The organism is Spirosoma flavum (genome assembly GCF_042686045.1).
In the GTDB taxonomy this organism is placed as follows: domain Bacteria; phylum Bacteroidota; class Bacteroidia; order Cytophagales; family Spirosomataceae; genus Spirosoma; species Spirosoma flavum.
Genome location: NZ_JBHUOM010000001.1, coordinates 913,656 through 939,589 on the forward strand (window position 1 = coordinate 913,656; position 25,934 = coordinate 939,589).

A 25,934-nucleotide genomic window follows, 5' to 3' on the forward strand; every position below is an offset into this window, starting at 1 on the left:
AAAACACACTATAAAAAATTTTACATTTCCACGGTGGAGTACAAAAAAGAGGTCATACGATTTATTGACGACTTAAAAAACTATTTACCGCATGTGTCAATAGACTGTACCATATTCGGTTTTCACGATGGACAGTTGAAAGTTCTGCTGCTGCGCTGGAAGGAAACAAACGACTGGTGCCTACCTGGTGGTCGGGTCTATCATAATGAGAATCTGGATGCTGCCGCCCACCGAAGCTTACAGAAACGCACCGGCTTAAGCGAGATCTTCCTGCAACAGTTCCACACGTTCGGTGATGTGATACGCTATAAAAATTTCAGCGTCCAGGAAACGTTAACAAAGCTGGGTTTACCTATTGAGGTAGGTATGGAAATAATAAGTCGGGATGTGTCGGTAGGCTATTATGCCCTGGTTGAATTTGCCGGAGTAACGCCCACCCCCGATTTTTTTACGGAAGAGTGCCGCTGGTGGGATATTGACCAGATTCCGCTCCTTCTGTTCGACCATAACGATATGATTACGTTGGCTTTAAAGACATTGCGCAGGCAACTTAGTTATCAGCCTATTGGTTATACGTTGTTGCCCGACAAGTTCACGATGCCTGATCTGCAACAGCTTTACGAAACTATTCTGGGTCAGACGCTTGACCGGCGCAATTTTCAGAAGCGAATGCTTGGTTATGGTATTCTGGAGCGGCTGGAAGAACGAAAAATTGGTGGAGCACATAAGGCACCGTACCTGTATCGGTTTAATAAAGAGAAGTATGAAAAGGCATTAAGCGATGAAATATTATTTGTAGGATAGCGATTTTACTTGCTCATTTTTTTGTTATTAATTATGCCCGAACGTTTTAGAAAACCTTACATCGGTTGGCTTGTTAACTAGTGGCGCAGCGCAGTGGTATCTGGGCAAGTAGAGGCATTTATAAGTAAATCAACCCAGTATTTTTAGTCAATTAAGCTTGTTTCCCCGCTACTTGAATTACCGTTTAGTTTTTTGATCTGGCCCGTAAAGAAGCCATAATAGTACCACACAGTATGAACACTCGAATTCGTTTAGCCCTCGACCGGACACCAAACACCAACCATACAGGATTCTATGTCGCTCTTGCTAAAGGAGCGTATAAGCAGGTCGGCATTGACGTAGAATTTATATCTCCCGATCAGGATAACTACCAGATAGCCCCCGCCCGGCGTGTTGTGCAGGGAAGTGCCGAGCTGGCTATTACACCCTCCGAAAGCGTTATTAGCTATCAGACCAACGGTGTTGACTTAATTGCGGTAGCCACCGTTTTAGCCCGAGATACCAGTGCTATCGTCACGCTGAAAGAAAGTGGTATCGACAGGCCGAAGGATTTGGACGGGAAAGTATACGCTTCATACGGAGCTCGGTATGAAGATGATATTATTCGTCAACTGATTCAGAACGACGATGGCCGTGGACAATATATATCCCATAAATTGGGCTGGTCAGGCATTTGGCGTGCGTTGATGACCCGTGAAGTCGATGCGGCCTGGTGCTGGCTAACCTGGGAGGGCGTTCTGGCAGATATTCAGGGCGTCGATCTGAATCAGTTTTTGTTCGATGAGTACGAAATTCCGTATGGCTACAATCCCGTGCTTACAGCCCATAGTAATTGGATTGAACAAAATGGCGACGCTTTACGACGGTTTCTGGAGGTGACAGCAATCGCTTATCGATTTGCCATGAAAAACCCTGATGAGGCCACCCGGCTGTTAATAAAAACGGCTAATCACCCAACGCTGACCAAGCGGAATTTTGTAGAGCAAAGTCAGCAAATGGTTTCGGGCTATTACCTGGATGGCGAAGGGAACTGGGGTTTTATGCATCGGAACGTTTGGGTATCGTTTATTAACTGGATGATTCGCAACCACCTGCTCACCGACCCCACCGGCGAACTGATTCAGCGAATGGATGCTGATGTCCTATTCACGAATAAGTATTTGGAAGGCGTGCCCGCTATGATGCGTTAACGAGTTTCTCAACCGCAATTCAGAACGTCATTTAGTGCAATCTGGACCGTCACCGGATCAATTAGCCGCCAATTGTAGCCATTGATTCGGTGACGGTATCCCGCTGTTGTTCAGCCTCAAATCCGTTGGCTGGGCGGTGAGAAAAAGCTTGTAGGAAAGCCGCCGTCAACTCGTCGTCTGATGCGCCACTGCGCAGCAAGGCCCGAACATCGAGAACGCCATTATCGTACAGGCAGGTTTTAAGGGTGCCCTGCGCTGTTAGGCGAATACGGTTGCAGGTACCGCAAAATGTCCGGCTGAAAGCGGCAATAACACCAATTGTTCCCTGATGACCAGGAATCTGATAGCTGGCCGAAGTAGAAAAAGGTGAATCTGGTAATTTTTGCAAATCGGGGAAATGCGCCCGAATCTCATCAACAATACGTTGGTGTGTCCAGTAAAGAACGGGATAATGGCTTCCCTCTCCGTTAAATGGCATTTCTTCAATAAACCGCACATCAACAGGTAACGTACGGGCCATGTCGGCCAATGGAATCAAATCCTGGATATTCTGACCGTCCATTACGACTGCATTGATTTTAGTCTGAATCCCGGCTGATAGCAGCGCGTCGAGGGTTTTCAAGACGGCAGGTAATTCATCACGACGGGTAATTTTCCGGAAACGCTCCCGATCAAGCGTATCCAGACTCAAATTTACGGACTTAACGCCAAGCGCGGCCAGTGCTGGAACGTGCGGTGTTGTCAACACGCCATTGGTTGTCAACGAGATATCGTTGAGGCCGTCAATATCTGCCAACTCGTGTAAAAAATCCATCAGACCTGACCGCACGAATGGCTCCCCACCCGTAATACGCACTTTTTGCACCCCTAACCGAGCCAGTACGCGTACCAATCGCGCCATTTCCTCATAGGTTAATACCTGATGTTTTGGCAGATACTTGATACCTTCTTCGGGCATGCAGTAAAAGCATCTCAGGTTGCAACGGTCTGTTACAGCCAGCCGAAGATAAGTAATAGGGCGGTTGTGATTGTCGTAAATCATGTAGTATTAGACTAACCAAAAACTATGGCTTTTGATTACAAAGAGGACAGATAGATACGAATCGGTTCAACTAATTAATTGGCAAAAGTTGGGAAAACCTATGTTTTTGTGATTTGTTCAATAATTAGTATTATTTTTGGCGAAAACATTTTAGCGGCATCTGTGAAAAAAGCTGTTTCCATCGGTCTCTTTAGCTTGTTCCTGTACCACACACTGGCTTATGTGCTGGCGTTTGTGAGTATGTGGTGGCAGGCTGAGCATGACTTGTCGGAACGGCTTTTAGTGTATCGGTCGGTGGATAGTATGGTTGAGTTTCAGATTCCGCTGAAAGGTAAGCCTGATGCCAATGCTATTACCCGTTCCACATCGGACGGCTTCAGCTACCGGGGCCAGTACTATAGTGTTGTAAGCCTGGAAGTCCGGGGTGATACGCTGAATATTGCTGGCTTACAGTCAGAGAATCGCTCGTTCTGGCAAAGTGACCTGTTGTCGTTTCTGGATGATCACATCACCGGCACAACTGACTCGCATAAGGCCAATAAATTTCTGAAATTCCTGCTAAAAGAGTACTCGTCCAATCCGCGGGCCATTTTTGATTTTCTCCCTCCCAACTGGCGCGAGGCTATTCGCATTCCCAACGCACTGTTTGTGTTTGCGGCCCGCGCCCTGCCCGTTCATTCGCCCCCTCCTGAAATCTGAGGTACGTTACGGTCGCTTTGCGATGCGTTCTGGCGAATTAATTTATTCATGCTTTCCTGATTAACCATGATAGGTGCTCTAATCGGCTTCTGTTAATGGCTGACGTAGACTACTGTATTCCGTATTGGCGTTCCCTGTTTTCACAAGACAAGATACCTCCGTATCCTGTGAAGACCCTGGTGGTTACGTAATCGGACGGTTTTCTGCCACTTACGTAGAGTGTAGTTAGCAAACTAGAGTAAGTGGGGTAGTATGAATTAGTTTCCGTCGCTGTATCGCTCCGCGCCGACTGTCCGTAGACTGTATTTTCTACAGTCCATTTACCTGCAAAATTCTTGGCTAAGCCTCGTTAATCCGTCTCGTCAAAGAGTAGGGTTATCGTTCTATTCAGCCTAATTGTGCGGCATTTCGTATCCATTTTCTCAGATATTCTTCAAGAATGAAATCAATTTTTACTACCGTATTGGCTTTTGCCTGCGTGTTACTTTCTACTGCGTTAACGTTAGCGCAGGGTTGCGTGGCTGTTCGGCACATGAGCTCTGCGGCTCCGGTGGGTTCAGCCGATTATTTTAAACAGCGTACGGGCCATTGGCAGGTATCGGCTGGTTATCGCTTCTTTCGATCGTATAAACATTTTGTGGGCGATGCAGAACAGAAACAGCGTGTTGAGCAGGGTACGCAGGTTATTAATGTATCGCACGCCATTGATTTGGGTATTACTCACCTGGTAAATCAGCGGCTATCGTTCTCGGTAAATCTGCCGATTCAGTACAACGACCGCTCGTCGCTCTACGAACATTATGGTAATGCTATCGCGCAGAACCCCGAACAAAAACGTTTTCATACCAACTCGCAGGGCATTGGCGACTTGCGTATTTCGGGCAGTTACTGGCTTGTTAATCCATTCAAACTACCTAAAGCTAATTTGTCGGTGGGATTAGGTGTCAAACTGCCAACGGGGAATTACGGCGCAACCGACAATTTCCATAAACTGACGAAAGAAGGTGTGGATTACACCATCAATAAGCCCGTTGATCAATCTATTCAGCTGGGTGATGGGGGTGTAGGTGTAAGCGTTGAACTTCAGGGCTATGCACAGATTACAAAAACACTAACAGCCTATGCCAACGGATTTTATTTGTTCAATCCGCGCGAAACGAACAGCACCGTACGCAACCCCGAATCCACAACGGTTGATTTAGTAACAGGGACCTTCTCGGTGGCTGATCAGTTTGCCGCGCGTGTTGGCTTGAGCCAATCTATTAAGGCTATTCCGGGTTTGGCAGTCATGCTGGGCGGTCGTGTTGAGGGCGTACCCGCTATTGATGCCTTTGGTGGAAGTTCGGGTTTCCGTCGTCCCGGCTATATCGTGTCAGTCGAGCCGGGCCTATCCTATATGCGCCATAAAACGTCAGTAGCGGCAACCGTTCCCATTGCTGTTTACCGCAATCGTATTACCAGTTATGCCGACCGGCTTGACCCGCTGGGGCTGAAACATGGTGATGCAGCTTTCGCCGATTACCTGGTTTCGATCAATGTGTCTCGTTGGTTTTAACCTGATTTGCCGGTACGAAGGTGATTGCCTTCGTACCATTTTTACTACTACAACCTTTTAATGGAAAACATAAACGTAACGAGTTGGATCATTGGCCTGTGTCTGGTATCAGGCTGCTTATTCGCGCAAGCGACTGGTCCGGAACGTTCTAAACAAAAACAGGGAGTCGATTCATTACCTACCCGCACGCTAAGCCAGATTACCGTAAAAGGTGTACGGCCAACCGTTGTTGAGTCGCTTCCTGATGTACATGGAACCTATCTGATGAGTGGAAAACGTAGTGAGGTAATCCGTTTGTCGGACATTGATGCCAACGTTGCCGAGAAAACGCCCCGGCAGATTTTTGCCCGAATTCCTGGCGTATTTGTGTATGATATGGATGGCACTGGCAATCAGATTAACATAGCCACAAGGGGCCTTGATCCGCACCGGTCGTGGGAAAATAACATCCGGCAGAACGGGGTTATCACCAATTCAGATATGTATGGCTATCCGGCCAGTCACTATTCGCCCCCAATGGAAAGCGTTGAACGGGTCGAATTTGTGCGGGGAACGGCGTCGTTGCAATATGGTGCGCAATTCGGCGGTATGTTGAATTACGTAACCAAACGGGCTGACAGCACCCGCAAGTTCGGTTTTGAGACTATCAATTCAGTTGGCTCTTATGGGCTGGTGAGTACATACAACGCCATTGGTGGCCGTGTTGGCAAATGGACCTACTATGCCTATTATCACCGTCGTCATTCGGATGGATACCGAAAAAATAGCGTATCAAATGCTGAGGCTCAATTCGGTAGTCTGCATTTCCAGGCAACGCAGCGATTGGGGCTAACGGCAGAGTTGGGCCGCTCAACCTACACATACCAGATTCCTGGCCCGCTGACCGATGCGATGTTTGCTCAGGACCCGCGCCAGTCGACTCGAAGCCGGAACTACTTTAACCCGGATATTTATGTTCCCTCGCTGAAACTGGATTGGCAACTTTCAGATCGAACACGATTGCTCTGGACGACATCGGCTGTACTTGGATCCCGCAATAGTGTTCAGATTGATGCCTTTGCGACAGTTCCCGATACCATCAACCGGGTTACGGGGCAATACAAAGCCCGGCAGGTAGATGTTGATAATTTCAATAGCTACACCACAGAAGTTCGGTTGCTGCACCACTACCAACTGGGTAATGTAGAATCAACGATTGCGGGCGGCATCCAGCTGATGAGTACAGATTTGCATCGTCGGCAACTTGGTGTGGGAACAACGGCCAGCGACTTCGATCTGACGCTGACCAGCCCGTTCAAGCGTGACTTGCATTTTCGGACCAATAACTTAGCGGTCTTTGTTGAAAATCAGTTTCACCTGACTGATCGTCTGACGGTTTCGCCCGGTATTCGGATTGAAGATGGGAAAACAGAGATGCGCGGTACCATTACGTATTACGACCCGCTCAATCTGCCTACTGACATCAGCCACCATTTTGCGCTGTTGGGTATCAATGGGCAGTATAAAGTTAATGATGCGGTTAAAGTTTACGGCGGCTGGTCGCAGGCGTATCGTCCGGTTGTTTTTAAGGACATTATTCCAACGTCGGTCTACGAACGTATCGACAAGAATTTGAAAGATGCGTACGGCTACAACGCCGAAATTGGTCTCGATGGTCGGTGGCGGGGCTTGCACCTGAATATAACAGTCTTTGATCTGCTGTACCGCAACCGATTAGGCACGCTCTTATTGACCAACACCGATGGAACGAACTACATTTTTCGCACGAATATTGGCGATAGCCGGAGCACAGGTGTAGAAGCACTCATCGAAGGTCAATTGCTCCGAACCAAAAAAGTCTTGATCAGTGCGTTTACATCAACGGCCTTTAACAACGCCCGTTACATAAATGGCCGCGTTTCAACGGGCATCGACAACCGAACGGTCACGGGTAATCAGGTGGAATCGGCTCCGCGCTGGACAAGTCGCAATGGATTGACGGCCCGGTACGGAACGGCCAGCCTGACAGTACAATACAGTTATGTTGCCCAAACATTTTCCGATGCCCTGAATACGGCCAATCCATCTGCTAATGGCGCAGTTGGTCCCGTACCAGCTTATAGTTTGTGGGATTTGAACGGCACATGGCGCATCGGTCGTCAATTCACCGTTCGGGGAAGTATTAATAATCTGCTGAATCACCAGTATTTCACCAAACGCCCAACATTCTATCCGGGACCGGGCGTGTGGCCTTCTGATGGACGCAGCGCCGTGTTGACAGTTGGCCTTACTATTTAAAAACTCCATCGTATTAGAATAACAAATAACCTATGAAAACAAGTCTAAACTGTCTGATTATCGCATCCTTGCTGACGCCGTTGGCGGCTCAGGCACAGATGCCTCATGATGCAATTTACATGGGAAAAAAGCAGGTATGTATTGCTGGTATGTACGGGTCTAGTTCCTGGAGTCAATACTGGGAGAATACGCTCAAACGAGAAAATTTCAATATCGGTACGCAGACCACGCAGAGCGTTACACTGATGCCTGCTATCGGGATTAGCAAACGAGTGAACGTTATTCTGAGTCTGCCTTATGTCTGGACCAGTACCAGCGCGGGCAATCTGATGGGTCAGCATGGTGTTCAGGATCTATCGGCCTGGCTGAAAGTGAAAGCCGTTCAGGTTGGAGGTTTTTCACTCAATGCGATTGTGGGCGGGTCAATTCCATTGGGGAGTTACGTGCCAAATTTCTTACCGATGTCTATTGGTTTGCAGTGCCGCACATTTACTGGGCGGTTGCTGGTCAACTACAGAGAACCCAGAACGGGCCTTTATGTAACGGCACATGGCAGCTACGGCTGGCGCAGTAATAGCAAAATAGATCAGGATGTCTATCAGGCCAACGACAAAGTCTACAACGTCAATCAGGTGCCGGTGCCGAATACATACGACGCGGCTCTCCGATTGGGTGTACTGCGTCGGGGGTGGCAAACCGAAGTGTGGGCCGAGCGCACATCCTGCTTAAATGGTGACAATATTCGCCGGAATGATATGCCTTTTCCAACCAACAACATGCAGGCTACATCGGTGGGTTGGTACGGTAAAGTGCAGCCCCACAACATCGGCCTCAATGCCCGTGTCGGCTATGTAGTCGATGGGTTAAACATGGGTCAGAGCACCAGTTATATGGTGGGTCTGTTATATCAAATCAGTTTTAAGAAATAAGTCCGTACCTGTCATGAAAAAATATAGTCACCTTTTCGCGATCAGCGCGGCCATCATTAGCTTATCAGCTGCGCTTATTTCGTGCAGTAAAACAATTGATGAACTTCAGCTATCGGCTTACGCACCCACCAACGTGGACGAGAAAGCCGGAGCCTGGAAAACCTACGTATTGACATCGCCTACCGAGGTAAGTGTGGCCGTACCCGCTACGATTAGTTCATCAGATTATCAGGCCGAAGTTGCCAGTTTGAAACAGAAAGCAACGAACCTCACTAGTGACCAGCAGGATGCCGTCACGTATTGGGGGGGCGGAGCGGTATACCGCTGGAATGAAATTGCCCGTGAGTTATGCGCTCGCTATAATATTCCGCCTGCGTCAAATGCCGATGGTAAATACCCGGTTCCAGACGCGGCTAATCCACTGGCCGACCCTAAGTTTCCATTTGCCAATCCTCCTTACGCGTCTCGTGCCCTGTCTTATCTGAGCGTAGCGCAATATGACGCCTTGGTATCGACCTGGTATTATAAATATCTTTACAATCGGGTTGCGCCTGCCAAGACAGATGCTACGCTCAAATCCCTGCTGCCCGTATCATCGCTCCCGTCGTATCCATCGGAGGATGCGGTCGTTGCGGCTGCTTCCGCTGTTATTTTAAAAGCAATGTTTCCCGGTGAAGTGCCATATCTGGATGCTAAACTGGCCGAACACCGCAACAGTCGTTTGTGGGCGGGCATGAATGTAGAGAGCGACCTGGCGGCTGGTGCGGCACTTGGTAGTGCTGTGGCGGCAAAGGTCATGAGCCGGGCCAAAACGGATGGCATGAGTGCGGCTAATAATCAGGCTCTCACGGCGGGGATGATTCAAGCCGCTAAAGATCGTGGACTTGCTGAAGTCTGGGTGAGTCAGGAAAGTCCGTTGCGCCCACCCATGCTGCCAAATTATGGGGCGGTAATGCCCTGGAATTTCGACAAAGCAACCGTGGCTCAACTGCGGCCAAGTCCGCCACCGGCGCTCAATACGGCTGATTACCAAACGGATATAGCGGAACTTCGGCAAATCAATAAAAGTCAAACGCGCGACCAGGCCCGCATTGCCAACTACTGGTCTGATGGGGCGGGTAGCTACACTCCTCCTGGTCACTGGCACCGCACGGCTGCCAATGCTGCCCACGATGCCCAATATAGCGAAGTCAGAACGGCCCGAACACTGGCGCTGGTGGGAACAGCTCTGATGGATGCCGGTATTGGTTGCTGGGATGCCAAGTACTATTATTACTTTCCGCGTCCGCAACAGTTTGGGGTAAAAACATCGGTTGGGTTGCCTAATTTCCCGTCCTATCCATCCGGTCACTCAACCTTTTCGGCAGCCGCTGCTACCGTGTTAAGTTCGATTTTTCCTGATAAAGCGCAGGATTTTGATGCAGAAGCGACAGAAGCCTCCCTGTCGCGGGTATATGGCCTGATTCATTATCGATTCGACGCGAATGATGGTTTGGCACACGGTAAAAAAATAGGTTCCTACGCCGTAGCCCGAGGCAAAGCAGATGGGTCAGGATTGTAATCTACTGTCAACTATGCCACATATTCCCTTACCAGAACAACTACCGGGTATTACTGGTCTGCTCGAATATCGGTTGGATACAGCCCAGCCGATCCGTGAACTCACGCAGATTTTGCTGCGTGGTGAATCAACGTTATCTCAGGGTGAACGCGAGTTAATTGCTGCCTTGGTATCGTCTCGTAACGGCACGGTTTTTTGCGAAGCAGCCCATTCCAAAGCCGCTGACTTACTGCTGGGCGACGACGAAATAGCCCGCGCCGTGAAACAGGATATCGAAACGGCTCCGGTAAGCGAAAAAATGAAGGCGCTGCTTCACATTGCGGCTCTCACGCAGAAGAACGGTAAGGAGGTTACACCCGAAGCCGTTGACCGAGCTCGTGAAGCAGGTGCCACCGGCCGTGAGATTCATGACACGGTACTAATTACGGCCCTCTTTTGCTTGTATAACAAGTATGTGGATGGATTGGCAAGCTTAACGCCCACCGATCCGGCTTACTACCAGATGCTTGGCGAACGAATAACCAGCCGGGGCTACGTTCGACCGCCGGGCGGGTATCAACTACAAACGCATTAACTGGTTATCAGAAGCTTAACTCACCCGTTGTGAGGCATACTAGCTGAACGGCTCACTTAAAAACAAATCGATTACCCTATTTACTGGCTTTTATTTCTCCGACCGAAAACTCACATTTTCGGTCGGCCCACCCACCGTTTGCTCTTTTTTAACGAAACAGACATGAAAACAAGACAAATCATTGCCACACTGACGATGGTGCCTTACTTATGACCAGTAAAGACCCATTTCGGTATCAGGGACTTAGTGTACAGACGAAAGTAGGGGTAAATCATGTCAACGATTCGAATACGGGAGCGGCTATTTATCAGGACTATGGACTGCGTTATGCCAAAGCGTTTAGCAATCGGTTGGCCGTAAAATTGGTCGCTTCCTATATGAAAGGACTCGACTGGTTCGCCACCGACTATACAGACGTGGATGCAACGACATTGCCCGAAAAGGAGGGACTTAGCAACCCCGCCTATAACGGCTTGAATGTCTATGGGGATGAGGTGAACCGGACCATTACCGGTATCGGCAAGGTATCCCGTATGGACTATTTAGAAAAAGACCTGACTGATTATACTGTCTATAGCCTGAAACTGAACGGAGCTGTTCACTACCGCATTACCCCAAAACTGGAGGCTATTTATTCTTATAACTTTGCCAAGGGAACAGCTAATTATACGGGTTGTAATCGCTTTTCGGTCAATGGGTTTTACGTGCCAACCTTGTTTCCTGCCTCAATCCGAGCTACCGCCACCGGATTCTGTTTCAATGTTGGGCGGTTATTTACGGCCACAACCGTGCTTTTTGTTGGTGCCTTAACAATCGCGTTAGGTGGAATCGGAAATGCGTTGCTCGTATTCTCTGCGGCTTTCATGGTCGCGTTTGGTGCTGTTTGGTTCAAAAAATAAGCAGTCAAATTCTCTGTAAACATTGATCCTGAAAGGGTCAGTTTGAGAAAGTAAATGATTTTCAAGATTTAACACTCATTAATTATGGCTCATATTACACTTCCAGAGGGTATTCCGGGTATTCGGAGTCTTGCTATGTACCGGCCCGATACGGGTCAACCGCTTTATGCGCTGGCTCAGGCTCTGCTTCGTGCCGGGTCGCCCGATAGCACACTCATCAATGCTGAGCGCGAACTGATTGCGGCCTTCGTATCGAAGCAGAACCGAACCGATTTCTGTATGAACAGCCATGCAGCCGCAGCCCGCTACCTCTACGCCGACCAGCGCGAGGTAGTTGATCAGACTTTAGATGATACCAGTGCAGCCCCGATTTCAGCGAAATTAAAAGCCTTATTAGCCATTGCCGATCATGTTCAGGCCGACGCTCGTACCGTTTCAGTTGATTTAGTGGCAGCGGCCCACGATAAGGGAGCAACTGACGGGGACATTCATGACACGGTATTGATTGCCGCTTCATTCTGTATGTACAATCGCTATGTAGACGGGCTGGCAACACTCACACCCACCGATCCGGCTACGTATGCTGACATGGGTGAAATGCTGGCAACAAAAGGATACGTTTATATCAATGAGCCGCAAACGGCTTAACGAATATCATCAATAAGAGATAGTGGATGACGCTTGCTAGTATCATCCACAACTACTCATTTATCATAGGTTGGTTATGTAGTCCCTGGCTACTTTGTAGCTGGGGCACTATTGTTGCTAACAAAAAAGAACAAAGTGTATACTAAGACTAAGTGGAGTGCTAGCGAGAATTAGTAATTGCTTATTCTCATATCACTGCCCCGACGGCCTGATAATCAAAATGATTACAGGAGTCTATTAGTGTTGCCTTTGTTCTGAGGGCGAAGATGTGTTCTTCGCTAACCCTATTAACCCGTAGTGTAAGTAATGGTATGCCAACGAGCATTTACTGTCTTGCTTACACTGCACACTATATACAGCCAGCCATGAAGTTCAGCACCCATTATTCAAAATGGAAAATTAATACCTGTAGGCTTGGGCGCGGCATTCGCTATACATTATTTGTCGTTTTTTTTGGCATACTGGCTGCTTGTCAATCAGCGAAAGAGACTGTGGCTCCAACGCCAACCGCAGCCATAATAGATGCCTCGGTAGCTCTTCAATGGATGGATTTGTTTCTGGATGTCGAACGCTATGCACCGGGTTATAGACCGCCGGTTGCAGCCCGAACGTTGGGTTATATTGGCCTAGCCGCTTATGAAACCGTTGTGCCTGGCTCAATAAAGTACAAATCGGTGGCATATAAATTTACGGGTTTAGCGGTGCCAACTGTCGAATCAGGTAAGTCATATCGGTGGGATGTGGCTGTAAATGAGACCTATTATCTCATGATGAAAGGCTTTTTTCCGCAGGTTGTCGATGCCGACAAAGCCAAGATTGAGACGTTGCATAAGAAACTGATTCCTGTAACTGGTTCCACCGATGAACTGGACCGGTCTAAAAAATTCGGGCAAGAAATAGCAGTAGCTGTGCTGGCCTACGCTAAAACGGATGTCGCCGGAGATGGGGCTTATCTGCGTAACCAACCGGCTGATTACGTGCCGCCAACGGGCGTTGGTAAGTGGCAACCCACATCTCCCGACTACAGCCGGGCACTATTGCCCTATTGGGGTAAGGTCAGGACGTTTGTTGCGAATGAAGCCGATAAATTGGCAAAATCTCCCCTCGATTACAGCACCAGCGTGAAATCTGTCCTGTTTGCTCAGGGATTAGAAATATATACAGCCACAACTCCGTTGTCGAAAGAGCAGAAGTGGATTGGTGAGTTTTGGAGCGATGATATTTACAAACTGACTTTTGAACCGGCGGGCCGTTGGCTGGCCATTTCGCAACAGGTCGTCCGGCAGGAAAAAGCAGCCCTGGATAAAGCGGTGTACACCTATGCGAAACTGGGAATCGGCCTGAGCGATATTGGTGTAGCGTGCTGGAGTTCCAAATATGTCTATAATATCGAACGGCCCATTACCTATATTCGACGGACGATTGACCCAACCTGGCAGACTCACCTGAATAATCCGATTAGTATTATGGAAGGAATTACGCCCCCTTTTCCATCCTATCCATCCGGGCATTCGTGTTTTGGCGCTGTGGCGGCTGAAGTTCTGACAAATATTTATGGGTCCAGCTTCGCCATGACCGATCACTGCCACGAAGGACGAACCGAGTTCAACGGTGCACCCCGAAGTTTTAATAGTTTTTACGAAATGGCTCAAGAGAATGCCTATTCGCGGGTTGTTCTGGGGGTACATTATCGCATGGATTGTGAAGAAGGCTTACGCATGGGCTACGCAATTGGGCGTAAAGTGAATCTTTTACCCTGGGAGAAGTAATGGTGACGCTTTGTTAAGAAAAACATTAATCTATAACTAAACAAATCAAAACTGTGCCACATATCGAACTACCTGCCGGATTGCCCGGCATTCGTGGGCCAATGGCTTTCAGTCCCGAAACAGCCCGCCCCCTCAACGATCTGGTTAATGTATTGTTAAGGTCTAATGCGCGTCTGCCGGAGTCAGGTTTGACCGAAGGCGAACGCGAATTAATTGCCACCTATGTGTCGTCGCTGAACGACTGCTTTTTTTGTCAGACCATTCACGGTGCTATTGCCAGCCATCACCTCGGAGACGACAATTGGGAATTAGTCAACTCGGTAAAACGTGATTATCAGGAAGCGGCTATTTCACCGAAAGTAAAAACACTGCTGACGATTGCCGGTAGTGTTCAGCAGGGAGGCAAATCTGTCACACCCGCGCAGGTTGAAGCGGCCCGCGCCGAAGGCGCTACCGATCACGACATTCACGATACGGTGTTAATTGCAGCTGCCTTTTGTATGTTCAACCGGTATGTAGACGGACTGGCAACATGGGCACCCGAAGATGCGTCCCTTTATCGATATCGGGCTCAAAAAGTAGCTGAATATGGCTACACACACGAAGATCATTACATGCCGAAATGAGAAAAGGAGATGTCGTAAACCATATCGCCGGGCCTCAAAACCCGGCTTTTTTATGGATAAGCGAATCAAATGGCTATTTCCATAATAAAATCTAGAAATCTATCATTGGATTAACCGCTAACAAGGAAAACAGTCGTTCATACTATATGCTCACCCCGAACGACTACTTTTGTTTAACCTAAAATGGATTTATGCGATTAGTAGCCTTTACCACCAGTATCCTACTTCTTCTGACTCTTGCTTCGCCAATGCAGGCGCAGGGTTTGGTAGATGGCTTTATGCGTGGTCAGCGAAAGGCCAGTTTAGCCGTAATCGGCTCACAAGCGACTTATGACAGCTATTATGTCAACAAAACCGAAACGCGCAATCCTAACCTGGGCACGGTTACAACGGAGGCTCTAACCCTCGTTGGAACGTATGGATTAGGCTATGATTTGGACCTGATTGTAGCGGCTCCCTATATGCGAACGCAGGCCAGTGCGGGTTATTCACCTAAGCAGGAGGGGTTTCAAAACGTGTCGGCTGCGTTGCGTTGGGAGGCCTTCGATTACAAATTTGGTAAACTTCACGTGTCGTGGCAGTTCGCAGTAGGATATTCGATGCCCATTCAAAATTATGTGAATGACGCGCTGGTTGCTATCGGGCGTGGGTCGCGCAATCTGGATGGCCGTACACTACTGCATTTTAAGACGCGCTCGTTTTTCCTGACCGGCCAGTTTGGCTACATACGAAATGGTCAGGTAACGCTCGATCATCCCGTAAACGCTTATGATCCAAGTCAACTCAATCCAAACAGTGGCTCAAACGTTAACGTACCCGACGTAACTGAAATCATTATTCGCACGGGATTCGTAACGAAAGTAGTTAACGTGGATGTTTGGGGGCAGCGACAAACGCCCTATAACGAAGGGACAAATATTGGCCCGGGCGTTGCGTTTCCGACGAATGCGATTGGCTTTACGCGGGTAGGCGCAACGGCTTATGTGCGGTTACTGAAACAATTTGGTCTGACAGCAGGCTACAGTACCACCCTTGATGGGCGTAATACGGGCAAAAGTACACAGATCAATGGCGGTTTAGTCATTGGTCACTGGACCGCCAACAATTAGCCGCGTGGTTTTTGAATGACCATTCTATCTATGAAAACGCTTTTTTCGTCTATATTTTTAAGTGCTTTGTTGGTGTGGGTAACAGCGTGTAAAGAGCCTATTATCGACGAAGGTATTTTGCCATTTACAGAACCGGGCTCGCCAGAGGCCGACGGTGGAACCTGGCGGCCTATCATTCTAAAATCGGCGGCTGATATCAGTGTGCCGCAACCCACTGCCACTACGTCTGATGCTTATCAGCATGAGTTGAGCGACCTCAAAAATGGATTGTTAAGTGTTAACCCTGAGCAAAATACGGCTGTTGACTATTGGGCCGCTGGGGGCGTTCTTCGCTGGAACCAGATTGCCCGGCAACTGGTGGCGAAATATAATGTAGCACCCGGCTACGACAACGCAACGGGTCAGATCGTTGCATCGGATGCCGCTAATCCATATGCGGGTCCGCCCTATGCCGCTCGGGTTTACGCCTTGTTGAGCGTGGTGCAATATGATGCGCTGGTAGTTGCCTGGCGGGCAAAATATCAGTACAATCGGTCATCGCTGGAGCGGCAGGGTATCATTACACGCGTGCCAATACTGGATGTGCCCTCCTATCCGTCGGAAGATGCGGCCATTGCAGAGGCTTCTTGCCAAATGCTGGCGTTTTTCTTCCCAAATGAAGTGGCCTGGCTTAAGGCAAAAGCCACCGAGCATAAACAAAGTCGGATTTGGGCCGGGGCTAATGTTCCCAGTGACGTAAAAGCTGGCGAAGAGCTAGCTGCTACCGTGACCGCTAAAGTTATCGACCGCGCAAAAAGCGACCGCTTTGATGTAGCTCATGACCCGAATAATACGTGGCAAACGAAAATTGTTACGGCCTCCTACGATCTTAAATGGCGTAGTTTAGAATTACCCGCCCGCTCGCCAATACTACCGCTGGCGGGCAGGGTAAAAACCTGGTTCGATTCAACCGCAATTTTTAAGGCAGTTCCTGGTCCGCCCCCAGCCACAACCTCGGCTGACTATCAGAAAGCCTTGGGCGAGGTGCGTGACATTGCCAATACGCGTACTCGTGAACAGTGGCGCATTGCCAATTATTGGGATAATGGGACCAATACGTACGCCCTTTCTGGCTACTGGAATTTTTATGTTGAAGACCTTATTCGGCAAACTCGCCAGAATGAACTCAGAACGGCTCGCACCTATGCACTCCTAAACCGCGCTATGCAGGACGGCACAACGGCTGCTTGGTCTACAAAATATACCTACTTTACGCCACGTCCGTCCCAGCTAGACCCGACGATTAAAACCGCGACCGTTATCCCAAACACGCCCGGTTACATGGCTGATAATGCAACCGTTGCGGCTACAGCCACGACGGTACTAGCCTATTTGTTTCCCGATGAAGCTGTTAGTTTGACAGCACAGGCAGCCGAAGCAGCTATGTCGGGACTTTATGGCGGAACACAGGTTCGGTTCGACACGGAAGCGGGAACGAAGCTAGGGACGCTTATCGGTCAAATGGCCATTGCCGACGCAAAAGCCGATGGTGCGAAGTAAGCAAATAGAATACTGTCACACGCTACTTACCAATGTAGCTGGGAGGTGAGATTCGCATCGGCTGAGCGCATTTTCACAAACTTTACTACATTCTTTTTGTTGTACTAAATCGATGCTAATCTGCTTGACTAGATATTTTTTAGATAGACGTCTCCTTTCAGAATCAGTCGGCTCAGCGGGTGTAATTACAAAACAGAATAACGTGTTCTTATGACTGATTCGATCGTCGAACTACTTCGGCAAAAGAAAAAACAAATTCTAACTACCTGGATGAGAATCCAGTTAGCTGATGATAGCCTTCGTGACGATTTGATGCCTAATGACGAACTTCGGGAGCAGTCAGATGATTTTCTCAATATGCTCTTTACTGTTCTGACCGATGCTAATCTTACCCAGGAGAACTCGCCTGATCTCGAACCCCTCATAAACACATTATCGTCAATTTCGATGTCCCGTGCCCGGCAGGGCTATACCCCCCGCGAAACGGGCGGGTATATCTTTAGCCTGAAAGATGCTTTGCTGGAGACACTTCAAGCGGAAATAAAAGACGATATACAACGGCTTTTCCTCGAAACATTAAAGGTTAGCAAATTCATTGACAAACTAGGTATCGTTACGTTTGAGACATTCATTCAGGGGCGTGAGGAAATAATTCTGCGTCAGACGGATGAAATGACTAATATATCGACGCCGGTGGTGAAAGTTTGGGACGGCATTCTGGCGATGCCGCTCATTGGTACGCTGGATAGTTCGCGAACACTGGTCGTGATGGAAAACCTGTTACAGGAGATCGTCAACACTGGTAGTGATATTGCTATTCTGGACATTTCGGGTGTGCCGATGGTCGATTCAATGGTGGCCCAGCACCTCATTAAAACCGTGAATGCAACCCGCCTGATGGGTGCTGAGTGTATTATAAGTGGAATCAGACCAGAAATTGCCCAGACAATTGTACATCTGGGAATCGACTTGTCGAACGTTGTGACTAAATCTACAATGGCTAGTGCGCTCAAACACGCATTCCGATCATTGCGTTTGGAGGTACGGAAAGCACCCGCAAGCTCCACACCCTTGGGCAATCCACTATCTTTTTAAAGAAGACCGGCTATGGAAAAAATTCCTATTCTAAAGATGGGTCGGTTTCTGCTTGTAACGATTCAGGTTGATTTATATGACCGGCTCGCCCTTGACCTTGAAGCTAATATCATTGATGCCGTAACAAAACATCAGGCACAGGGCGTCATGATTGATATTTCGGCTGTTTCTATTGTCGATTCATTTATGGGCCGTATTCTGAGCAACATAGCCAGCATGACTCGTATTCTGGACGCCGAGACGGTAGTTGTAGGTATGCAGCCTGCCGTTGCCATTACGCTGGTTGAACTTGGCTTACCTCTGATGGGCGTTTATACGGCATTAAATGTGGAGAAAGGTATGGAACTTCTGCATAGCAAGATAGTGCCCGACGAAGATGCCGATTTCGACGATTAAAATTACCGCGACAGAAACAATTGCTATCGGGAGCGAAGAGGATGTAGTATACCTAATTCGCTATGTTCGTATGCAGGCCCAGCGTGTCGGTATGACCGTACTTAATCAAACCAAACTTATCACGGCTACCAGCGAATTGGCTTGCAATATCCTTAATTATGCGGGTGCGGGCGACGTATTAATCGACATGGTAAAGCGGGGTAAACAGACCGGACTGCGGTTAACGTTTAAAGACAACGGACCTGGTATTGCCGATCTCACACAAGCTATGCAAAATGGTCACTCAACCGGAATGGGTTTAGGTCTGGGATTGCCGGGTGCCAAACGGCTATCCAGTGAATTTTTTATTAAAAGTACAGTTGGGCAGGGAACAACCGTAGTCATTACCAAGTGGACGAATGGATAGTACACCTCACCGCTCTTTTGTCGCATCTGATCGCAGCTATGGGGCTTCTATCAAACGGGAGGTTCGTTTGTTGGCTACCAGACTTCGGTTCAGCGAAAAAAAGCTGAGTGAACTGGACATTATTGTTGCCGAACTACTCTCCAATTTAGTCAAATATGCCATCGACGGTGAGTTGCTGGTCAAACCGATTCATGATACGGACAATGCCAGCCTCGAATTGATCAGCGTGGATAGTGGTCCGGGTATGAGCGAGCCTAACCGAATGATGGTGGATGGTGTATCGACGGGCGGGTCGCTGGGTCAGGGATTAGGGGCCATTCAACGGTTGGCAGACGAGTTTCAGCTGTATTCGCATCCAGGCCGCGGAACCGTGATGCTGGTGCGGCTCCATCAGAAAATCAAACCGCCAATTACGATACCAGCCCGTGCTGATATTCGTTGTATTTGTGTGCCAAAAACGGGTGAAACCGCTTGTGGCGATGCCTATTTTAGTAAACTGACAAACTCATCTCTGACGGTATTTCTGGGAGATGGATTAGGTCATGGTGTGCTGGCACAAGATGCTGTTGATCAGGCTATTCAAGCATTGGGAAGGGTAATTGATAGGAGTCCTGCTAGCTTGTTGGCTGCCGTTCATGAGGCTTGCACAGGAACCCGTGGTTTGGTAGGTACCTGCGCTGTCTTCGACTTTACCAGTCGGAAATGGAAGCTTTGCGGAGTTGGTAATATAGTCGCCAAACTGAGTGGCTCATTGGGCATAAAAGGATACATTTCTCAAAATGGTATTTTGGGTAATGTCTTGCCTCGAACATTACTTGATGTTGAACTGCCTTATGAGCGTAATCAGGTACTGATTATGACCTCCGATGGATTGCAGGCACGTTGGAATCCAGCGCGCTATCCCAGTATTGGCAATTATGATCCGTCTGTACTGGCGGCTATTATTTATAAAGAATGCGCCCGCCATGCCGATGATATGTCGGTGTTGGTGAGCAAGCTATACTAACGTTATGCATGAACTGACAAAATTAATGCTGGACAACGAAATGGACATCATTTTAGTCCATAAGCGTAGCATGAAACTGGCTGAGCTGGCAGGGCTTTCGCTGGCTTCGCAAACAACCTTCGCCACGGCTGTTTCGGAGGTTGCCCGGCTGGCTGTCACCAGCAGTAGTCATGCTTCGTTGACGCTCGGCGTTAGCGCCAATGACACGAAGGGCTGGCGCATGTTGGCCTTGTTGCAGGATCGTCGGCAGTATATCTCCGGAACCTTCGAAGCCGCCTTAACACATGCCCGGCGGCTGGTCGATGAATTGAGTATTGATGTTACTGATAAGGGTACCGACATTCGATTGTACTGCACCGTTGCGGATTTGAAATCGGTTAGTTCGGATCGGATTAATGGATGGAAAGACCAGTTTATTCGCGAGCCGTCTGCATCGCCCTATGATGATATCAAACGCAAAAATAGCCAGCTACAGGAATTGGCCGAGCGGCTTAGCCAAAGTGAACAGCAGTACAAACAAGTAACGAACTCATTACCACTGCTGATTTTTTCGATGACCTCAGATGGAAAACTGATTTATACAAACCAGGGTTTTACTACGTTTTTGGGCAAGACGATACCCGATCTGAATGAAGAAGGCTGGTTAAGGCATTTTCACGAAGACGACTACCCGGTTGTAAAAATGATTTGGGCTGATAGCGTAGCGTCCAGTTTGCCTTTCAAAGGAGAATGGCGCCTTCGAAACAGTTTGACGGGCGAATATATCTGGCACATGGTTTCGGCTACGCCCCTGCGTAATGCTGATCAGCAGGTCGTTCACTGGACCGGGTTTCTGGCTGATGTTCATGCCCAGAAAGTGATTGAGCAGACGTTACGGGACAATGAAGAATTGCGGCAGAACAAAAGCCGTTTAGAAAGCAGCCAACAACAACTGACCGATGATATTGATGAACTAAGCCGAAGCAACACCGAACTGGCGCAGTTTGCCTATGTAGCCAGCCATGATTTGCAGGAGCCATTGCGCAAAATACAGGCTTTCAGTAGTATGCTGACCGAGCAGTATGGACCGGCTTTGGATACTAATGCGCAGGACATTATTCGCCGGATGCAGTCTGCTACCAGCCGGATGCAGGAGTTAATTCGGGGGCTATTGACCTACTCCCGGCTCAATACCGAGAGACCTTCGTTCCATAAAGTATCACTATCGGCGTTGGTGGCTGAGGTACAAAGCGACCTGGAAACTGCCATTAGAGGTCGTTCTGCCCAGATTCAGGTTGGGCCTCTCCCGGTTATTCAGGGAAATACTCTTCAGTTGCGGCAACTATTTCAGAATCTGCTGAGTAACGCACTGAAATTCACGCCATCCGAGCGAGTGCCTGTTGTTTGTGTCGATACCCGAACTGTTTCTGCCGAGCAGTTGCCTGTATCACCCTTAAGCCCCGGCAATAATTACCTCGAAATAAGCATAGCCGATAATGGAATTGGGTTCGATGAGAAATACATAGATCGGATTTTTAATCTGTTTCAGCGGCTGCATGGCCGCAGCGAATATGCCGGAACGGGCATTGGCTTGGCTATCTGCAAGAAAGTTGCAGATAATCACGGTGGATACCTCACGGCCCGCAGTCAGCCTGGTCATGGCGCTACGTTTCTAGTCTATCTACCCGTAAACTAATGTAGCAGACTACCGCAAATCAACGTAGTAGAACCAGCTTTTTTTGTAACATTGCTCAACCGTTTATGATTAACTAGTCAAACGATTTAGTAATGAGCTTTCTCAATTCTCTTTCCAACCAATCTGGTTTCGGCCAGTCCCGCGTAGTTATCGAGCGTGTTAGCCCTGAACTTGACGGTGGTCAATTTCCTATAAAAGCAATTCCCGGTGATGTTGTAGCGGTTGAAGCCGACATCTTTGCCGATGGTCACGATCACCTCACGGCTGTTCTGCTCTATAAACATATCGACGACGCCACTTGGACCGAATCGGCAATGGCTCCAAGTTGGAATGACCGCTGGGGGGCGTCGTTTATCGTTGAAAAAATAGGGCGATATGTGTACACACTCGAAGCCTGGGTTAATCATCCCGCATCCTGGCAGCACGAAGTTCATCTGAAGGTAGCCGATGGTCAACGTATTACAAGCGAATTGCTGGCCGGTGCTCAGTATCTAGATGGGATGGTTGAACGGGCGGGTGGAAAGAAGGTAGATGAGCCATTAGTAGGAGCAAAAGGCAAGGGTAGAAAGAAAGCTGAAATCAGTGAAGAATCGCCTGATGTGAAGGCACTCCGGGCAATGGCTGCGCTTTTTCGGGCTGGGTCAGACGCATCGGATGAGGATCGTTACAACGAAGCCGTATCTATAGCCGAAAGCGATCAGTTTACGTTTTATGCGAACCGTTACCCTGAGCGTAACTATCCAACGCGCTACACCCATGAATTGGGAGTAGAAGTAGATCGTGCCCGAGCCGGGTTCAGCACATGGTACTGCCTGTTTCCCCGTTCGGCCTCACGGCAGGAGGGTGTGCACGGTACTTTCCGGGATGTAGAAGCGTTGCTGCCACGTATTTCGGGTATGGGGTTCGACGTTCTCTATCTACCACCGATTCACCCCATCGGCACATCGCACCGAAAGGGTAAAAACAACTCGGTTATTTGCCAGCCAGGTGAGCCGGGTGTTCCCTACGGAATTGGCTCGGAAGAAGGTGGCCACGATGCTATTCATTCCGAGCTTGGAACAGTGGAAGATTTCAAACACCTGATTGCCATTGCCAATAACTATGGAATGGAGATTGCGATGGACCTCGCTATTCAGTGTTCACCCGATCACCCCTGGGCTAAAGAACATCCTGAGTGGTTCAAAAAACGGCCCGATGGTACGATTCAATACGCCGAAAATCCGCCCAAAAAATATCAGGACATTTACCCGGTTTATTTCGAGACAGAAGACTGGCAGAATCTTTGGGAAGAGCTAAAGCGTGTTTTGCTGGTGTGGGGTTCGTGGGGTGTCCGTATTATTCGGGTCGATAACCCACATACCAAACCATTTGCTTTCTGGGAATGGATTATCGCGGAAGTCAAGAAAGAATTTCCGGATATGCTCTTTCTGGCCGAAGCGTTCACAAAGCCGAGGGTCATGCAGGAGTTGGCCAAACGGGGTTTTGCGCATTCGTACACCTATTACACCTGGCGTAACACGAAGGCCGAGCTACAGGAATACATGACTGAGCTGACGCAAGGGGAAATGAAGCACTATTTCCGTCCTAACTTCTGGCCAACTACTCACGATATTGATCCATATAGTTTACAGTCGGGCCACGAACCGCAGTTCCTGATTCGCTATTTCATGGCGGCCACACTATCGAGCAATTATGGTATTTATGGCCCATCATTTGAGTTGATGGAGCATGTGCCCTTTCCGAATAAAGAAGAATTTCTGAACTCAGAAAAGTACGAAATTCGGCTTTGGGACTGGGATAAAACCAATAAATTGACTTACCTAATTTCGCTTGTTAACCGAATTCGACATGAGAATGTGGCTTTGCAAACAACCAATAATCTGACATTCTGCTCCGTTAACGACGACGCTATAATGGCCTACCTGAAAATTACCGGTGATAATCGGCTGCTCATTGTGGTCAATACCGATGCATACCAGCGTCGGGCCGGTTTGGTGCAGATACCCATCGAGCAATTAGGCATTGGGTACGATCAAACCTATACCGTTCATGACCTGCTTACCGAGGCTTACTATACCTGGAAGGGTGACCAAAATTACGTTGAACTGGACCCTTATGTACTGCCTATGCACCTATTCAGAATTGAAATTTAAACAGTAGGTTACGCTGGCTTTCAGTTATACACAAACGCTCAAATTCGGTAGTCGAATTTGAGCGTTTGTGCAATTGGTAAAAGGTTAATTATGTCCGGCTAAACCAGAGCATCATAAACGGCTGGTTAGTCAAGGCGAGTCAGCGTATTGCTATACGTGAGCGTTGTTTCTGTTATGTCGGTGGTGCCTGTTACGGGTGCTGCACTAGCCGGGTCGGAGGTACAGGCCAGCGGAATATGCCCCTCTGTAGCTAACACTCCCGATGTAGGATCGAGGCCAATCCACCCTGCACCAGGTATATACACTTCAGCCCAGGCATGTAAAGCCAGCGAATCTTCTTTTGTTCCAGATGAGTCATTGCGTCTTGTTTCGTCCGTAATTACTTGAGCCAGATAGCCGGAAACAAAGCGGGCTGCCAAGCCGAAATGACGTAAAATCTGCACCAGTAACCAGCCCGAATCACGACAGGAGCCTATTGCCAGTTCCAACGTTTCTTCGGTCGTTTGTATGCCTGGTTGTAGTCGTATGCTGTATGCAATATCCTGAAAGACCTGCTTATTGAGCATAATCAGAAACTCTATGATATCCCGTTTCGTCTGATCTATTTTCTGTAACCACTGCATCAGGTGAGGTCCCTGCTCCGTGATTTCCAGATACGGCATAAGATCTTTTTTGAGTTGCGTCTCGTACTGAAAAGGAAACGACTGCGCATAGGTATCCAAAAAGAAATCGAAGGGGTTGGTAGGCGCCAGAACAGCCGTAATCTCCACTCCAATCGACATTTTTTGCATAGACTCCCAAAAATCGATCCGTGCTATAAAGTTACCAAAAGGGTCCTGCTGCCAGTGTAGAGAATGATTTGCCGGTTCAATTGTCAGCGAATACGATTCAATTTGGGCACTAGAGTGAGCTGCCGGTTTGAGCCGAATCAGGTGAGGAGACAAAAAAACCATCCGATCAAATTCATAATGGGTATGGTGGTGAATAGCGACGCGGACAGACATAATTGCTTATAAAGTGGTTGTTTCTTGAGCTATACTTTTTCAAATACCAATCGGTAATGTTCCATTGTCTCCTGCTCGAAACATACTCGGTTCGGGCTAACCCTGAACACAGCAATAAGATCCTGAAATGGTTTGTTGGTCAGTAGCTTAGGCAACAGCGAGACATAGAGAAGGTACTTCTTTAGGTTGAAAGCCCGGAAACGTTTTCGCCATTGACCAATCGTTTCGATGTAATCAAGTCGTCCGCTGCTTTGGGAAATGAGCTTAAAAAGAGGTTGAGCATTCCGAATCACTTGCTCAGCGCCGTAGGGCAACCATGACCCCGGAAACTGGGCAATCATGAGAGCCAGCGCGTAAGAAGGCGAATCTTTGGGGGCGTCTAAGCTGATTTGGTCAAACGGAATCATGTTCTTACCGAATACCATTGTCTGCATGTAAAATCGACCACCTAGCGGTAATAAATCATACAGTTTTTTGAAAAAGTCGGCATATACCTGATCCTGCTGACCCGCCTGATACTGCTCTATGGAACAGAAATGCTCCATGCCGCCAATGCACGTAACCGCATCGAAGGTACCGTAATCGGCTGGTGTAATCAGGCGACAGTCTTTAACGTCGACTTCCAGTCCATTTTCCCGGCAGGCTTCTGCCTGTCCTCTTGAGAGCGTTACTCCGCGTCCGTTAGCCCCAAGTTTTTTAATGAATGTCAGGAATGGACCCCAACCGCAACCCATATCAAGTACACGTGAACCGGAACGAATCCGTAGACTATCAACTATGAATTGGTGTTTCTGCTGTTGAGCCTGCTCAAGGGTTAGTGAGAAATCGCCATTGTACATCGCGCCACTGTAATCGCCGGTTTGTCCAATGCTTAAGCGGAAAACTTTATCAATAGTCGTGTACGTGAAATCCAGATCTTGTTGTGACGCCATAAATTAAGGTGGGAGGTAAAAGAGGATATTTAATGGGGTAATACTG

23 protein-coding genes are annotated in these 25,934 nt (G+C 48.4%); 20 read left to right on the forward strand and 3 right to left on the reverse strand.

Annotated elements, in window-relative coordinates; genetic code table 11:
- The first annotated feature begins 33 nt into the window (after positions 1-33).
- Complete coding sequence (locus tag ACFS25_RS03650) at positions 34-804, forward strand: NUDIX hydrolase (RefSeq protein WP_381497044.1); 771 nt, start codon at positions 34-36, stop codon at positions 802-804.
- Between the two features lie 233 nt (positions 805-1,037).
- Positions 1,038-1,994, forward strand: a complete 957-nt coding sequence (locus ACFS25_RS03655; RefSeq protein ID WP_381497045.1) for an ABC transporter substrate-binding protein — start codon at positions 1,038-1,040, stop codon at positions 1,992-1,994.
- A gap of 61 nt (positions 1,995-2,055) precedes the next feature.
- Here ACFS25_RS03655 and moaA read toward each other — a convergent pair whose 3' ends face one another.
- Positions 2,056-3,036, reverse strand: a complete 981-nt coding sequence (moaA, locus tag ACFS25_RS03660) for a GTP 3',8-cyclase MoaA (protein ID WP_381497046.1) — start codon at positions 3,034-3,036, stop codon at positions 2,056-2,058.
- Positions 3,037-3,198: 162 nt separating this feature from the next.
- On the opposite strand from moaA, the gene ACFS25_RS03665 reads away from it, so the two are divergent.
- The 18 genes from ACFS25_RS03665 (at position 3,199) to ACFS25_RS03750 (ending at position 23,952) form a co-directional block, all read left to right on the forward strand.
- Complete coding sequence (locus ACFS25_RS03665; protein ID WP_381497047.1) at positions 3,199-3,735, forward strand: hypothetical protein; 537 nt, start codon at positions 3,199-3,201, stop codon at positions 3,733-3,735.
- 439 nt (positions 3,736-4,174) lie between these two features.
- Complete coding sequence (locus tag ACFS25_RS03670) at positions 4,175-5,290, forward strand: hypothetical protein (protein WP_381497048.1); 1,116 nt, start codon at positions 4,175-4,177, stop codon at positions 5,288-5,290.
- Positions 5,291-5,350: 60 nt separating this feature from the next.
- Entirely contained in the window at positions 5,351-7,567 is a 2,217-nt protein-coding gene (locus ACFS25_RS03675; protein WP_381497049.1) for a TonB-dependent receptor family protein, read from the forward strand.
- Positions 7,568-7,599: 32 nt separating this feature from the next.
- A complete protein-coding gene (locus ACFS25_RS03680) occupies positions 7,600-8,496 on the forward strand; it encodes a hypothetical protein (protein ID WP_381497050.1) in 897 nt (298 codons plus the stop codon).
- 13 nt (positions 8,497-8,509) lie between these two features.
- On the forward strand, positions 8,510-10,057 hold the full coding sequence (locus ACFS25_RS03685) for a phosphatase PAP2 family protein (protein WP_381497051.1): 1,548 nt from the start codon (positions 8,510-8,512) through the stop codon (positions 10,055-10,057).
- Between the two features lie 13 nt (positions 10,058-10,070).
- Entirely contained in the window at positions 10,071-10,631 is a 561-nt protein-coding gene (locus tag ACFS25_RS03690) for a carboxymuconolactone decarboxylase family protein (protein WP_381497052.1), read from the forward strand.
- 209 nt (positions 10,632-10,840) lie between these two features.
- Complete coding sequence (locus ACFS25_RS03695) at positions 10,841-11,530, forward strand: hypothetical protein (RefSeq protein ID WP_381497053.1); 690 nt, start codon at positions 10,841-10,843, stop codon at positions 11,528-11,530.
- An 84-nt stretch (positions 11,531-11,614) separates the two neighbouring features.
- On the forward strand, positions 11,615-12,178 hold the full coding sequence (locus tag ACFS25_RS03700) for a carboxymuconolactone decarboxylase family protein (protein ID WP_381497054.1): 564 nt from the start codon (positions 11,615-11,617) through the stop codon (positions 12,176-12,178).
- 365 nt (positions 12,179-12,543) lie between these two features.
- A complete protein-coding gene (locus ACFS25_RS03705; RefSeq protein WP_381497055.1) occupies positions 12,544-13,947 on the forward strand; it encodes a vanadium-dependent haloperoxidase in 1,404 nt (467 codons plus the stop codon).
- A 53-nt stretch (positions 13,948-14,000) separates the two neighbouring features.
- The gene (locus ACFS25_RS03710; protein ID WP_381497056.1) at positions 14,001-14,573 is read left to right on the forward strand and encodes a carboxymuconolactone decarboxylase family protein; all 573 of its coding nucleotides are present in this window, start codon (positions 14,001-14,003) and stop codon (positions 14,571-14,573) included.
- 191 nt (positions 14,574-14,764) lie between these two features.
- Positions 14,765-15,682: a hypothetical protein gene (locus tag ACFS25_RS03715; RefSeq protein ID WP_381497057.1), complete on the forward strand. Its 918-nt coding sequence runs from the start codon at positions 14,765-14,767 to the stop codon at positions 15,680-15,682.
- Between the two features lie 30 nt (positions 15,683-15,712).
- Positions 15,713-17,221: a phosphatase PAP2 family protein gene (locus tag ACFS25_RS03720; RefSeq protein WP_381497058.1), complete on the forward strand. Its 1,509-nt coding sequence runs from the start codon at positions 15,713-15,715 to the stop codon at positions 17,219-17,221.
- A gap of 210 nt (positions 17,222-17,431) precedes the next feature.
- Entirely contained in the window at positions 17,432-18,316 is an 885-nt protein-coding gene (locus ACFS25_RS03725) for an STAS domain-containing protein (protein ID WP_381497059.1), read from the forward strand.
- A 12-nt stretch (positions 18,317-18,328) separates the two neighbouring features.
- Positions 18,329-18,712 (forward strand): STAS domain-containing protein, encoded by a 384-nt coding sequence (locus ACFS25_RS03730; protein WP_381497060.1) that lies wholly within the window; start codon positions 18,329-18,331, stop codon positions 18,710-18,712.
- Positions 18,693-19,118: an ATP-binding protein gene (locus ACFS25_RS03735; RefSeq protein ID WP_381497061.1), complete on the forward strand. Its 426-nt coding sequence runs from the start codon at positions 18,693-18,695 to the stop codon at positions 19,116-19,118. Before ACFS25_RS03730 ends, ACFS25_RS03735 begins: the two co-directional genes overlap by 20 nt.
- The gene (locus ACFS25_RS03740) at positions 19,111-20,124 is read left to right on the forward strand and encodes an ATP-binding SpoIIE family protein phosphatase (RefSeq protein ID WP_381497062.1); all 1,014 of its coding nucleotides are present in this window, start codon (positions 19,111-19,113) and stop codon (positions 20,122-20,124) included. The genes ACFS25_RS03735 and ACFS25_RS03740 overlap by 8 nt, the downstream gene beginning before the upstream one ends.
- 4 nt (positions 20,125-20,128) lie before the next feature.
- Positions 20,129-21,799: a sensor histidine kinase gene (locus ACFS25_RS03745; RefSeq protein ID WP_381497063.1), complete on the forward strand. Its 1,671-nt coding sequence runs from the start codon at positions 20,129-20,131 to the stop codon at positions 21,797-21,799.
- A gap of 92 nt (positions 21,800-21,891) precedes the next feature.
- Entirely contained in the window at positions 21,892-23,952 is a 2,061-nt protein-coding gene (locus ACFS25_RS03750; RefSeq protein WP_381497064.1) for an alpha-1,4-glucan--maltose-1-phosphate maltosyltransferase, read from the forward strand.
- 125 nt (positions 23,953-24,077) lie between these two features.
- Here the strand turns inward: ACFS25_RS03750 and ACFS25_RS03755 are convergent, their stop codons facing one another.
- Entirely contained in the window at positions 24,078-24,956 is an 879-nt protein-coding gene (locus tag ACFS25_RS03755) for a transglutaminase family protein (RefSeq protein WP_381497065.1), read from the reverse strand.
- A gap of 29 nt (positions 24,957-24,985) precedes the next feature.
- Positions 24,986-25,888 carry an SAM-dependent methyltransferase gene (locus ACFS25_RS03760; RefSeq protein ID WP_381497066.1) on the reverse strand — a complete coding sequence of 301 codons (903 nt, stop codon included), beginning with the start codon at positions 25,886-25,888 and terminating at the stop codon, positions 24,986-24,988.
- Positions 25,889-25,934 lie beyond the last annotated feature (46 nt).

Excerpts from the sequence above, each read along its gene's own strand:
- ACFS25_RS03720 (WP_381497058.1), top strand. The coding sequence starts at position 15,713 with ATGAAAACGCTTTTTTCGTCTATATTTTTAAGTGCTTTGTTGGTGTGG.
- ACFS25_RS03690 (WP_381497052.1), top strand. The coding sequence starts at position 10,071 with ATGCCACATATTCCCTTACCAGAACAACTACCGGGTATTACTGGTCTG.
- ACFS25_RS03670 (WP_381497048.1), top strand. The coding sequence starts at position 4,175 with ATGAAATCAATTTTTACTACCGTATTGGCTTTTGCCTGCGTGTTACTT.
- ACFS25_RS03755 (WP_381497065.1), bottom strand. The coding sequence starts at position 24,956 with ATGTCTGTCCGCGTCGCTATTCACCACCATACCCATTATGAATTTGAT.
- ACFS25_RS03735 (WP_381497061.1), top strand. The coding sequence starts at position 18,693 with ATGCCGATTTCGACGATTAAAATTACCGCGACAGAAACAATTGCTATC.
- ACFS25_RS03680 (WP_381497050.1), top strand. The coding sequence starts at position 7,600 with ATGAAAACAAGTCTAAACTGTCTGATTATCGCATCCTTGCTGACGCCG.
- ACFS25_RS03705 (WP_381497055.1), top strand. The coding sequence starts at position 12,544 with ATGAAGTTCAGCACCCATTATTCAAAATGGAAAATTAATACCTGTAGG.
- ACFS25_RS03685 (WP_381497051.1), top strand. The coding sequence starts at position 8,510 with ATGAAAAAATATAGTCACCTTTTCGCGATCAGCGCGGCCATCATTAGC.
- ACFS25_RS03655 (WP_381497045.1), top strand. The coding sequence starts at position 1,038 with ATGAACACTCGAATTCGTTTAGCCCTCGACCGGACACCAAACACCAAC.
- moaA (WP_381497046.1), bottom strand. The coding sequence starts at position 3,036 with ATGATTTACGACAATCACAACCGCCCTATTACTTATCTTCGGCTGGCT.
- ACFS25_RS03700 (WP_381497054.1), top strand. The coding sequence starts at position 11,615 with ATGGCTCATATTACACTTCCAGAGGGTATTCCGGGTATTCGGAGTCTT.
- ACFS25_RS03750 (WP_381497064.1), top strand. The coding sequence starts at position 21,892 with ATGAGCTTTCTCAATTCTCTTTCCAACCAATCTGGTTTCGGCCAGTCC.
- ACFS25_RS03740 (WP_381497062.1), top strand. The coding sequence starts at position 19,111 with ATGGATAGTACACCTCACCGCTCTTTTGTCGCATCTGATCGCAGCTAT.
- ACFS25_RS03725 (WP_381497059.1), top strand. The coding sequence starts at position 17,432 with ATGACTGATTCGATCGTCGAACTACTTCGGCAAAAGAAAAAACAAATT.
- ACFS25_RS03715 (WP_381497057.1), top strand. The coding sequence starts at position 14,765 with ATGCGATTAGTAGCCTTTACCACCAGTATCCTACTTCTTCTGACTCTT.
- ACFS25_RS03695 (WP_381497053.1), top strand. The coding sequence starts at position 10,841 with ATGACCAGTAAAGACCCATTTCGGTATCAGGGACTTAGTGTACAGACG.
- ACFS25_RS03760 (WP_381497066.1), bottom strand. The coding sequence starts at position 25,888 with ATGGCGTCACAACAAGATCTGGATTTCACGTACACGACTATTGATAAA.
- ACFS25_RS03745 (WP_381497063.1), top strand. The coding sequence starts at position 20,129 with ATGCATGAACTGACAAAATTAATGCTGGACAACGAAATGGACATCATT.
- ACFS25_RS03675 (WP_381497049.1), top strand. The coding sequence starts at position 5,351 with ATGGAAAACATAAACGTAACGAGTTGGATCATTGGCCTGTGTCTGGTA.
- ACFS25_RS03730 (WP_381497060.1), top strand. The coding sequence starts at position 18,329 with ATGGAAAAAATTCCTATTCTAAAGATGGGTCGGTTTCTGCTTGTAACG.